This is a genomic window from Mesorhizobium sp. M0663, assembly GCF_040320585.1.
Taxonomy (GTDB): domain Bacteria; phylum Pseudomonadota; class Alphaproteobacteria; order Rhizobiales; family Rhizobiaceae; genus Mesorhizobium.
On record NZ_JAMYPX010000002.1, the window covers coordinates 115,910 to 127,719 of the forward strand.

11 protein-coding genes are annotated in these 11,810 nt (G+C 62.4%); 5 read left to right on the plus strand and 6 right to left on the minus strand.

Annotated features, from left to right (window positions below):
- Positions 1-8: 8 nt before the first annotated feature.
- The 5 genes from NKI54_RS03860 to NKI54_RS03880 are packed head-to-tail and all read left to right on the plus strand — an operon-like array spanning position 9 to position 4,492.
- A complete protein-coding gene (locus tag NKI54_RS03860) occupies positions 9-1,085 on the plus strand; it encodes a Gfo/Idh/MocA family protein (protein ID WP_352457863.1) in 1,077 nt (358 codons plus the stop codon).
- The gene (locus NKI54_RS03865) at positions 1,085-1,903 is read left to right on the plus strand and encodes a sugar phosphate isomerase/epimerase family protein (RefSeq protein WP_352457864.1); all 819 of its coding nucleotides are present in this window, start codon (positions 1,085-1,087) and stop codon (positions 1,901-1,903) included. The genes NKI54_RS03860 and NKI54_RS03865 overlap by 1 nt, the downstream gene beginning before the upstream one ends.
- Positions 1,903-2,736, plus strand: coding sequence for an alpha/beta fold hydrolase (locus NKI54_RS03870; RefSeq protein WP_023680303.1), 834 nt, complete (start codon positions 1,903-1,905; stop codon positions 2,734-2,736). The genes NKI54_RS03865 and NKI54_RS03870 overlap by 1 nt, the downstream gene beginning before the upstream one ends.
- Positions 2,733-3,455, plus strand: coding sequence for a ribulose-phosphate 3-epimerase (locus tag NKI54_RS03875; protein WP_352524746.1), 723 nt, complete (start codon positions 2,733-2,735; stop codon positions 3,453-3,455). Before NKI54_RS03870 ends, NKI54_RS03875 begins: the two co-directional genes overlap by 4 nt.
- Positions 3,455-4,492 (plus strand): ROK family protein, encoded by a 1,038-nt coding sequence (locus tag NKI54_RS03880; RefSeq protein ID WP_352637643.1) that lies wholly within the window; start codon positions 3,455-3,457, stop codon positions 4,490-4,492. Before NKI54_RS03875 ends, NKI54_RS03880 begins: the two co-directional genes overlap by 1 nt.
- A 583-nt stretch (positions 4,493-5,075) precedes the next feature.
- Here NKI54_RS03880 and NKI54_RS03885 read toward each other — a convergent pair.
- The 6 genes from NKI54_RS03885 to NKI54_RS03910 all read right to left on the minus strand — a co-directional run bounded on the left by NKI54_RS03885 (position 5,076) and on the right by NKI54_RS03910 (position 11,552).
- Entirely contained in the window at positions 5,076-5,849 is a 774-nt protein-coding gene (locus NKI54_RS03885; protein WP_023679412.1) for an SDR family NAD(P)-dependent oxidoreductase, read from the minus strand.
- Positions 5,850-5,888: 39 nt separating this feature from the next.
- Positions 5,889-6,617, minus strand: a complete 729-nt coding sequence (locus NKI54_RS03890) for an SDR family oxidoreductase (protein ID WP_023679413.1) — start codon at positions 6,615-6,617, stop codon at positions 5,889-5,891.
- On the minus strand, positions 6,614-7,927 hold the full coding sequence (locus NKI54_RS03895; RefSeq protein WP_352690749.1) for a D-tagatose-bisphosphate aldolase, class II, non-catalytic subunit: 1,314 nt from the start codon (positions 7,925-7,927) through the stop codon (positions 6,614-6,616). The genes NKI54_RS03890 and NKI54_RS03895 overlap by 4 nt, the downstream gene beginning before the upstream one ends.
- Complete coding sequence (locus tag NKI54_RS03900) at positions 7,924-8,925, minus strand: tagatose kinase (RefSeq protein WP_352637646.1); 1,002 nt, start codon at positions 8,923-8,925, stop codon at positions 7,924-7,926. Before NKI54_RS03900 ends, NKI54_RS03895 begins: the two co-directional genes overlap by 4 nt.
- 258 nt (positions 8,926-9,183) lie before the next feature.
- Positions 9,184-10,416, minus strand: a complete 1,233-nt coding sequence (locus NKI54_RS03905; RefSeq protein ID WP_352637647.1) for an ROK family transcriptional regulator — start codon at positions 10,414-10,416, stop codon at positions 9,184-9,186.
- Between the two features lie 251 nt (positions 10,417-10,667).
- Positions 10,668-11,552: a sugar phosphate isomerase/epimerase family protein gene (locus tag NKI54_RS03910; protein ID WP_023679418.1), complete on the minus strand. Its 885-nt coding sequence runs from the start codon at positions 11,550-11,552 to the stop codon at positions 10,668-10,670.
- Between the last annotated feature and the right edge of the window lie 258 nt (positions 11,553-11,810).

Consider the following 11,810-nt stretch of genomic DNA (forward strand, 5'->3'; position numbering starts at 1 on the left):
AAGAGACCATGATCCGCAAGCAAGACCGTCGCCTACGTGTCGGTGTGCTCGGCTGCGGGCCGATCGCGCAATTTGCCCATCTGGAATCCTGCGTGAAAGCCAGGAATGCCGACCTCTATGCGATCTGCGATGCCGCTCCCGACCTGCTGGCGCGCATGGGCGCGACTTATGAGCCCGAAAAAATGTATGGCGACTACGATGAGATGCTCGCCGACCCTGAGCTGGAAGCGGTGATCGTTGCGACCTCGGACGCCTATCACGTTGCGATGTCGATCAAGGCGCTCGAGGCCGGCAAGCACGTGCTGTGCGAGAAGCCGATCGGCGTCTCGGTCGAGGAAGGTGAGACGCTCGCCGATGCGGTTAAGCGCTCCGGCAAGGTGCTGCAGGTCGGACATATGAAGCGCTTCGACCCGGCACTGGAAGCGGCGCGCGATTTCGTCCGCGACGAGATGGGCGAAATCCTGGCGCTGAAGGCCTGGTATTGCGATTCCACGCATCGCTACACCAACACCGACGCGGTGCAGCCGCTGCCCGTCACCAGCAAGCTGGCAAAGAAGCCGGCCGGCAATCCGAAGGCCGACCTCAGGCAGTATTTCATGCTCGCGCACGGCTCGCACCTTGTCGATACAGCACGCTTCCTCTGCGGCGAGATTGTCGCGGTGCGCGCCCGCCTCAATGAGCGTTTCGGCGCCTATTGCTGGTTCGTCGAAACTGAATTCGCCAATGGCGCGCTCGGCCATCTCGACCTCACCGTCGCCGTCCGCATGGACTGGCACGAAGGCTTTCAACTCTATGGCGAGAACGGCTCCGTGATCGCAAAGACCTTCAATCCCTGGTATTTCCGAGCGAGCGAGGTCGACATCTTTCACGAGAAGGATGCGACGGCGCGAAAGCCGCTTGGCGCCGACGGCCATTTCTTCAGGCGGCAACTCGAAGGCCTCGCCAACACGGTCCTCGACGGCGCGCCGCTGCGCGGCGCCGATGTCGAGGACGGCCTCGCCTCGATCCGCGCCATGGTGGCGATCGCCCGCTCGGTGGAGAGCGGGCTGCGCGTCGAGATCGCTGCCGTCACGGGAGCGGTCTGATGCAGGTCGGGGTGTTCGCCAGGACCTTCCCGGGCAGCGAGCCGGCCGGCGTGCTGGCGGCGGTGCGCGACGCGGGATTTGCCGTCACCCAGTTCAATCTTGCCTGCGCCGGCCTGCCGTCGATGCCGGATGCGGTACCTGACGGTGCCATCAGCGCCATCGCGGCAGCATCCGGTGCCTCCGGCGTCGCCCTGGTGGCGCTGTCGGGCACCTACAATATGGCCCATTCGGACAAAGCGGTGCGCGACGACGGCATGCGCCGGCTTGGCGTGGTCATCAAGGCCGCGGCGTCCCTTGCTGTTCCGCTCGTCACCCTGTGCACGGGAACGCGCAACGCGGACGATCAATGGGCGTATCACCCCGACAACGCCGACCGTGAGGCATGGGACGACATGGCAGGCGAGATCGAAAAGGCGCTTCAACTCGCCGAGCGTCATGGCGTCGATCTCGGCATCGAGCCCGAACAGGCCAACATCGTAACCTCGGCGCAGGATGCGATGCGCCTCATCGCCGAGATGGGCTCGAAGCGGTTGCGCGTCGTGCTCGATCCGGCCAACCTGTTCGAACAGGCGAGCCCCGAGGAAGCAAGCGCCATCGTGGCCGCCGCCGTCGAACGCACTGCCGGCCACGTCGCCATGGCGCATGCCAAGGACCGCTTCGCCGACGGGCGCTTTGCCACCGCCGGCAGGGGCGTCGTCGATTTCCCGGATTTCGTCGCCAGGCTGAAGTCATCAGGCTTTGACGGGCCGCTGGTCACGCATGGCCTCTCGGCCGAAGAGGCACCAGGGGTTGCTCGCTTCCTGATGGGGCTGACCTGATGGCGCGCCTGGCCGCTCTGCTTCGCGACGACGCCACGCTTCGGATTTCTGATAATGGCAACGGGCTTGCCGTCGTCTTCCAGCATGGGCTGGGCGGCGGCGAGGCGCAAATCGCCCAGGCTTTCCCGGCCGGTGCCGACTTGCGGCGCATCACGCTGGAATGCCGCGGGCACGGCGCCTCCGGACTGGGCAGCCGCCGTCCGTTTTCCCTGAGCATGTTCGCGGACGATGTTGTTGCCGCCGCCGATCAAGCCGGTCTCGACCGTTTCGTCGCCGGCGGCGTTTCCATGGGCGCCGCCATTGCCTTGCGCCTTGCCTGTCGCCACCCGGACCGCATCGCGGGTCTGCTGCTTGTACGCCCGGCCTGGATTTTCGACAGCGCGCCGGTGAACCTGCGGCCGATCGCCGAGGTCGCCGGCCTCATCCTCGACCACGGCCCCGACAAGGCCAGGACGATCTTCGCGCAATCGGAAACCGCCGAGCGCCTGCAGCGCCACGCGCCCGACAATCTCGCCTCATTATTCGGCTATTTCGACCGGCCGGACGCCGCGCCATTCGCGCAGGTCCTCGCCGACATCGCCGCCGACGGACCGGGCGTTTCTGAAAGCAACGCCGCTGCCCTTGGCGTCCCCACGCTGGTCATCGGCAACGCCATGGATGCGGTGCATCCGCTGCCGGCTGCGCGCACGCTTGCCACGGCGATCCCCGGCGCAACCTTTGCGGAAATCTCTCCCAAGGCGCTCGACAGCGTCAGGCATTTCGCCGAGCTGCAGGCTGAGATCACGACCTTCCTTCGCGCTCACTTCAACATCCGGAGCCTTGTCCCGTTATGACGACCAAATCCCTGTCCGGCCCCGCTGCCATCGCCGCCCTTCCGCGCAACCGGCTGCTCGGCGAGTTTTCGCTGTGGTCGGCCGACCTCGCCAATATGGAGCGCGACCTGAAGCGCATAGATCCGTTTGTCGACCTCCACCACATCGACGTCGCGGACGCCCGCTTCACCCCCGGCTTCCTGTTCTTTCCGGACCTAGTGGCGCGGATTGCCATGCTGACGGCAAAGCCGATCCATGTGCATTTGATGGTTGAAGCGGAGATCGTCGAGGAGCAGACGCGCCAATTCATCGAGGCCGGCGCCGATCTTGTCAGCGTCCATGCGGAAAACGGCGAGGCCGGCCTACGCGCCGTGCGGCTGGCGCGTGAGCTCGGCGTCGAGGCCGGGGTGGTGCTGAGACTGGAAACGCCGGTGGCCGCGGTCAAACCTTTCCTGTCGCAAGTGGCTTTCGTGACGCTTCTCGGCACATCCATCGGCGTCAAGGGCCAGAGCCTGTCCGACCAGGCCGGCCCGCGCCTGATCGAGGCACGGGCGCTGATGCGAAAAGCAGGTCGAGAGAACGAAATCATCTTGGCTGCCGATGGCGGCATCCGCCACGAAACGGTGCCCCGCCTGCGCGCCGCCGGCGCCGAAACCGTGGTGCTCGGATCGCTGGCATTCGGCGACCCCGACCTTGCGCAGCGCATGGCCTGGCTGCATGGGCTGGAGATTGCCGCCTGATGACAAAGGTTGCGCTTGCCTTCGATCTCGGCGGAACGGAGCTGCGCGGCGCGCTGGTCGAGAGCGGCGGCCACGTGATCGCCCATGTTTCGGCCCCGACGATGGCGATCGCGGGATCGGAAGCGGTGATCGGCCAGATCATCGCGCTGGCCGGGGACCTTCTGACACAGCACCCACAGGCCAAGGTTGCCGGCATCGGCGTCGGCGCACCGGGGCCGCTCGACCCCAAGGCCGGGATCGTGATCGCACCGCCGACACTGGCTGGCTGGCACGACGTGCCGTTGATCGACATTCTCGGCAAGTATTTCGGTCTGCCGGTGCGGCTGGAGAACGACGCCAATGCCGCAGCGCTCGGCGAATGGCGCTTCGGCGCCGGGCGTGGCACCGGGTCGATGGTGTTCGTCACCGTGTCGACTGGCATTGGCGGTGGCGTCGTTGCCGAGGGTCACATCTATCATGGCCGGCGCGGGCTGGCGGCCGAGATCGGCCACATGACCATCACCGGCGAAGGCGACCGCTGCTTCTGCGGCGCCGTCGGCTGCTTCGAGGCGGTCGCCTCCGGAACCGCGCTCGGGCGGCGCGCCACGGCGCTGACGGCGCCGGGCGACGGCTCGCTGCTGCGTCGCCTTGCGGCCGACGGCGACGTCTCGGCCAGGCACGTGGTCGAGGCCGCGCGTGCAGGCGACGGGCGCGCGCGCACACTCATCGAGGCGGAGGCGAATTGGCTGGGCATCGGCTTCACCAATCTGCTTCATCTCTATTCGCCGGACCTGATCGTAATGGGTGGCGGTCTCGCCAACGGTTTCGACCTCTTGGCTCCAAGCATCAGGGCGGTCGTCGAGCAGCGGGCGATGCCCGCCTACCGGGACGTACCCATCGTGCCGGCGCAACTCGGCAATCAGGCCGGACTGATCGGCGCCGCCAGCCTGATCCTGTGGGAAGGCGAACCAGGCGCGCCGCTGGCGATGGCGCAAGATGACGAAAACAACAACGACACGACCAAACGTGCCGGTGCCCGGGAGGCAGGCCATGGCTGAGCTCAAGCTGAGCGGCGTGCGCAAATCCTACAGATCCGTCGAGGTCATTAGTCCACGAAAATTATGAAGGGGTAGCATTTCGTCCTATCCTCCCGATCTTGTAATTTGTTGGCTGCGACAACAAACAAATTCCATGACCTATATCAATGGGCATTAAGCCGACGGCGAGCCGTCTGATCGCCCGGTCTCCCTCGAATGAGTTAGAAGGCAGGCGACTCTGCTCGACTACACCGCTGGAGGTGCGCGCCATCGCAATGGGCGCATACAAGCCTTCTGGTAGTCGCGGCGAGACTGCGAACTGCCCAGCGGCGGCATGACCGTTCGAAGCAGGGCTCGGCCAGCGTCGCCCATGCGGAGGCGTCACTAATTTTGCTGAAGATTGCCGATCTACATTGGTCGGCGGTGCCTGGCGGGCGGCTCGACTGTTGGTTGGGGACAAGGATTTCGACGTGGTTCGCGCTGGCTGCGATCGGCGCCGAGGTTACCTAAGGCGATGTGCCGGCGGCCGAAGCCGCATCCACCTTCTCGAGCTCGAGCTTCGGTGAGAGAAGTGACCGCGAGGAAACTCTTGGCTGCTACCGTCCTACCAGCACGTAAATCCCCCATCGACGGGTACGACGGCTCCGGTCATCAAACTGGCCGCGTCGGAAGCGAGGAACAGGACAGCGCTGGCGACTTCGTGCGCCTGGCCCATGCGGCCCATTGGCGTGTCTCGCAACCACGCTTCTATACGCGGCGCGTTTTCCGGAATCGCCAGGACCATCGGCGTTTCGATGTAGGTTGGCGCCACCGCGTTAACCCGCACGCCATGAGGCGCCCACTCGGCGGCGATCGAGCGGGTCATGTGATGCACGGCCGCCTTGGAGACATTGTAAGGTGTTTGCGGCTGCGGCCGGTTGCAGATCGTGCCCGACATGGAACCCAGATTGACGATTGAGCCGCGGCCGGCCGCGATCATGTGGCGGCCGAAAGCGCGCGAGCACCAGAAGACGCCGTTGATGTTGACGTTCATCATCCACAGCCAGAGTTCATCACTGATATCTTCCGACGAAATGCCGCTGCTGCCGACGCCGGCATTGTTGACGAGAATCGAAGCCGGCGTGCCACGAGTGGCGAGCGTGTCAGCAATCTCGCTCATCCTTGTTGACGAAGTGACGTCACCGAGCATCAGCTCGGCCGAGTAGCCTTTCGCAGTCAGTGCATCCCTGCCAGCACTGCCGATCTGCTCGTCGGGCTCTATGATGACCACATGCGCTCCGGACTCGCCCAACGCTTCGGCACATGCGAGGCCAATACCTCTGCCTCCGCCGGTCACCACGGCGACCTCGTTGTCCACCCTGAAGCGCGCTTGGTACATGGCCTACCTCCCCGAATTTCGATGCCGAGACGCTACGTCTCAAATGTCGAAGTTGGTCGGCAGAATGACGATATCGCGAATTGTCACCGTTCTCGGCCGGGTCAGCATGAACAGCAGGACTTCGGCAATTTCCTTCGGCTCAAACAGATTTCCGGCCGCCATCGCCCGGTCGAGGTTCTCCTTCGGCCAGTCGGCGACGAGGGGCGTCAGGACCGGTCCGGGGGCGATCGCGCCGACACGGATGCCGTGCTTCGCCACCTGTCGCCTCAGCGCATGGACGAACGCTTGAACTGCGTGCTTGGAAGCGGTGTAGATCGGCTCCCATGGTATTGCGGTATGGCCGGCAACGGAACTGGTGACGACAATGTCTCCCGTGCCCCGCTCGATCATGTGCGGCAGGACCGCATGGACCGTTCGGAATACGGCATTGACGTTCAGCTTCAGCATCCCGTCAAAGGCGTCCGGATCACCATCAATGAAATCGCCGCCGATATAGGCGCCGGCATTGGCATGGAAGGCGTCGAGGTGACCGACCTTGTCCAGAATGCCGGGCATCATGCCTGCCACGCTTTCCGGATTGGTGAGATCCACCCTCAAAGGAATCGCGTTCTCGCCGAGATCAGCAGCCAGGCTGCGCAGTTTCTCATCCGCATAGTCGATCAGGACCACCCGCGCGCCAGCATCGAGACAACCACGGACACAAGCAAGGCCGATACCCGATGCCGCGCCCGTGATTGCAATGACCTTTCCAGAGAGTTGTTCGCTCATCTTCGTCCTCCAGCCGTCGGGTTGCTTTCGGTGTTGAGTGCCTCGCCCGTGCAGGCGAAGCGGTACTCGTCCAGGCTGCGCTGGATCGAGGCGATCAGTAACGAGGTAGGCTCGAGCGGTTTGCCTGCAAACGCCTCGAATGCGGGCAGATGCTGGCGAAACAGCGTGAGCGGCACCGTCTTGCCGTGCAGGGCCGCGGTCAGGCTCGCGACCGCTGCTTCCGCCTCCGGCTGGTTCCAGTAATACCGGATGCGGTCCGAGAACGAGTAGTGGCGCTGGATGCGCTGTTCGGCTTCCGAGCTGTGATAGTGGCCCTGCCAATTGCCGGGTTTGGCCAGCATCAATCGCTCCATGGCCTGATAGAGTGGACGGGCTCCGTATTCAGGCAAAAGATCGGTCGCGATAAGGTCCAGCGCGTAGAGCGCCTCACGCAGGACGAAGGTCAATTCCGGCCCCACTTTCAGGATCGGGAAGCCGTCCTCGACCAATTGGCGCAAATATGTTCGTCCCTGGTAGTCGGTTGAATGCGCCTCGTAGACCAGGCCAGGCTCCTGCTCGAGCAGCCGCGTCAGCCCGCGTGCCCTGGCGGAATCGTAAAGGACCACATTCTCATTGCCGAACTCCACACCGGGCTGGACCACCAGTGCGATGACGCGTGAGAACGCATCGGCCAAGCCTTGCTTCAGGAACAGGTCGCGATGAACATCGATCGTGTGCGTCGCCGCCGCTACGCTGGTCGGCTCAATGTCGCTGATTGCATGGTTGGCGCCGCCGGGCGTCGGCACCTCGGTGCCGATGATGTAGACCGGGGCCTCATCTCCTGCGGCGCGCGCCGCGCGCTCTGCCGCCAAGGCCAGCCGCGCTGCACGCTCCGCCGTTCTGGCGTCGTCGAGCGCGGCAGGCTCGCCGGCGCATCCCATCGAAGCATCGAGGTGGATCTTTCGAAAGCCGGCGGACACGTACGCCGTGACCATCTCTTCTGCCTTCGCCATCGCTGCGCCGGCATGTTCCCCGCGCCACGGATTTGGCCCAAGGTGATCCCCACCGAAGATGATCCTTTCCATCGGAAGCTTTTCTTCTGCCGATATGTGCTGGACGAGACGAACAAAATCGCTGGGCAGCATTCCGGTGTAGCCACCGAACTGGTTGACCTGGTTGCAGGTTGCTTCGATCACAAGCATGTCGGAGAAGCGTGCAGCATTGCGCGCTGCTGCCCGAATGACCAATGGATGCGCTGAGCAGACAGACGTGACGCCTATCGGCGAACCATTGCGCCGCGCCGCCGCCAGGCTTTTGAGGAGACCGGTCATCGAGCGTTTCTCGGGGTCACGGCGATGAATTCGTCAAGCTGCCGACGCGAGGCGGCACCTTCCATCGGACCTTGAATAGTAACGTTGCGGGCTCCCGCGGCATTGGCATACTCTAGGGCTTTGAACACAGGCATGCCGAGACGGCGGCAAGCGACGTAAGCGCCGCCGAAACAGTCGCCAGCGCCCGTCGGATCAATTTCCGCAACCCTGAACGCCGAGCAATCAATCCGCGAGCCGTCAGCACCGAAGAATGTTGATCCGTGTTCGCCGCGTTTAAGCGCAATCTCTGTCACACTGCGCCCAAAGAGCGCGATGACCGCGGCAGATTCACCATCAACTCCAGCTGCCATGAACAATTCGTCGCCGGAGGGCAGGATAAGGTCGGCGACATCGACGAGCTTGGCGAAGCGCTCCTGCGTCTGCCCGAGCCCGAGCAATTCCTTGCGCAAGTTCGGGTCAAGTGAAACGGAGCCGCCGCGCCGCTTGATGACGCCGATGGCATGATCCATCGTCTCCCAGATACCCGGGATGGCAAAAGCGCTACCCATGACGTGGAGGTGTCCAGCCCGCTCGAAGAGCGCCTTCGCTTCAACCGTCAGGCTCACCAGGGCCGCCGCCGATTTTCCGATGTTGAAGACAAAGTCGCGCGAGCCGTCATTGCGATAGCGAACAAACGCGCTTCCGGTCGGATAATCCTGGCTGACCGAGATGGCCGATACGTCCACGCCGTCAGACCGGAGCCGCTCGATGTTGATGCGGCCGAAATCGTCATCGCCGACCGAGGCGACAATTGCCGCCGACCCGCCGATCTTGGCGCATTGATCGATGAAAATCGCCGGCGCGCCGCTGGGAAAGGGGCCGATAAGCTCTATCGGCTCGAGAAAGCCGTCGCCGCGACTTTTAGCCATGATCTCCACCAGGATCTCGCCGATGACCACCGTCGGCCCTAGTGCGTCGGGTGCGAGCTTGGTCTGACTTAAAATCGCATCTGCGGGCATCATACAACTCGGCTAGCGCACATCTTTTGACTGGAGCACGCGCCTGGAGGTTGCGGCCGCTCGCTCCACAGCGAACGACAACCCGAGACGGCCACGATGGGAATGCGGGATGCTCCTCCAGAGGCTACATTAATTATGTTTGTCGCTTTATGCAACATATTAATCAATCGAGACGGACACGCCACAATGGCGTTCTAAATCGCGATCAGACGGGTAGCCCGAGCAGCAGCATCGGTTCGGCAGTGCCGAACCTGGACATTAGTCTTCGTCTTCCTCTGCCCCTTCGAGTTCCGCCGTACCGTCGGCGAAACGCTGGCTTTGCAGAGACAAGTATCGCTGATGTAACATGCAGGCCGCACCGAAGGCGGAACCGACAGTTCCTTCATCATTCATTGTGATCGATGGGAACGGGAAACTGGATTCCTGTATGGCATGGATGTGTGCAGCGACCCTGGCAGCCATCAAGGGATAGAGTGCGGCGACCGAACCGCCTAGCACGATCTTGTCGGCGTCGATGATTCGGCAAGTCTGCACCAGGCCTATTGCCAAAGCCCTTGCCCAGTCCTCGGCTGTTGAGACGGCGCTGGGCAACCGGTTTTGGACATCGGAAAGGAAGTTGCCGAATGTCGGATCACTGAGGGCGGAGGTCTTGCGATAATCGGCCATAATGTTTTCAAGGCCGATTAGTTGTTCGAGATTGCGGCGCGGGCCTGGCGCGTCGCTGATAATCAAGTGCCCAATCTCCCCCGCCAGCCCGTTGGCGCCGCGAAAAAGGCTGCCGTCAACGATAATGCCGCCGCCGACACCGCTCTCCATAACGAGAAAAAGCGTGACGCCGGAATGCACCTCGCTGCGCCCGTAAGTCGCGCCGATCGCGAATGCGTTGGCATCGTTCTCGGCAAGGACCGGAACACGAATCGGCAGGGCGTCTCTCACCAGCTTTGCAAGGTGAACATTTCGCCAGCCGAGAAGCGGCGCAAAGTGGACGAAGCCATTCTTATCCATTTGCGCCGGGGTTGATACGCCAACGCCTTCACATCGCTCCAGTTTTGACACAGGAATAGATTGGAGAGCCAGCCTCACGGCGCGGTCGACCGCGGCCTCTACGTTGATCGACGGACCATCAAACGGTTCCACATTCGTCGAAACGATATTGGTTCCAAGATCGATCTCTACCGTACTGATATGCTCGACACCGATCTCGACCCCAAGGAAGAAAATAGCATCCGGCACAAGCTCCAGCATGATGCCGGGACGGCCGGCTCGGGCACAGCCCGCTTGTTCAGGCAGATCCTCAATTGCTTCGCGCACCAGACCGTCAGCCGTCAGGCTCGCGATGATATGCCCCGACGAAGAGCGGTTAAGCCGTAACTTGCGCGCGAGTTCGGCTCGAGTGAGACGTCCAAATTGATGAAGGGCTCTTAGAGCCGCCACTTCATTGTTTTGTCGAATCCTGCGATTTGAACTGGCGGTCAGCGCCGGGTCATTCACTTAGGTCTCTCCAGGTTACCTGCGGTCCGCAAGCCGAACGCAACCACAACGCGCTCACTTGGTACACGCCGCGCAGGCGTGCAGCAACTGGCGCGATCTTATTGAACGCGCATCCCCCGAAGCTTCTGTCTCACGGATCCGAGGCTGCCGATGAACAGCGAAAAAACCGCAGCACTACAGCGCTGAAGACCGCGGAGCAGGGCGCCTTAGGCAGAGGGTCCGCACTGCCGCATAATCAGATTATCCTCGACTTATGGACGGGCATTCGTCGTTCGCCGACGAACCGCCTCTTGCATTTTCAGGTCGATGAAGGCCTTGGCGTGCTTTGCCAACGGCATGTTCTCGGTCCAGGTATCGCGCCATATGGCGCATGCGAGGGACAGACCCTCATCGACCACGGCGCTGGAGAACGATTCAAAGGTGATGTCGCGGTTATAGCCGATGTCTAGCAGCGCGTCGAAGATGCGATCGAAATCGATCACTCCATCGCCGAGGTAGCCGCGATTGCTTTCGCCGATGTGAAAATAGCCGATCTTGTCGCCGGCCAGACGAATGGCCGCCGCTGGATTGGCCTCTTCGATGTTCATATGAAACGTGTCGAGATGGAGCGTGACGTGATCGGAGCCGGTCGCCTTGATGAAGTCGAGGCCCTGAGCCGCCGTGTTCAAGAGATTCGTCTCGAACCGGTTGACGACCTCCAGGACCAGATCGACGCCGGCCTTCTTTGCTGCGTCAGCCGTCTTGGCAATGGCTGCAATGCTGTTCTTGCGGCCGCGATCACTCGGCATTGTCGAGTATTTCGTATGCGCGGAATAGAGAATGCCCCCGAGCTTGGTGCCGCCGATGTCCCGCACCGCCGCGACTGCATTCGCGAGTAATTCCTCACCTGCCTTCACGACAGCGCCGTCCTCGCTCGACACATCGGCGCCCAAGGGCAGGCCCATGGTGAGGGCGATTTCGAGATCTAACGACTGAGCCTTCTTGGCGAGGCGATGGATGTCGAACTTTTCGGGTTGAAGATACGCAAACTCGATCAGCCGGTAACCGCACGCAGCCGAATTCTCCATCGCTTCTTCAAGCATGGCCTGAGTGCCACCGCCGGTCCATACGAACGAATGAATGCCCAATCTGCGCATCGGCTGTTTCCTCCTGGGTACTGGCGACTCTATAAATGTTGACAATGACAACAAAAATGCCCCCATCGTGACAAATGTCAAGGTCCTCGACGGCGCAACCAATGCTTGTGCGCGCGGCAACTCCTAACCGGATCGAGCATCATTCACGCAAATATGCAGAGGATAATACGCGGAATCCCGGGGCCGTTGCCTCGGCGGGTTTTTTGGCTTGACAGAATTCCCGTACCGTTTAATTTGTGGCCAAGAACAACATATAAC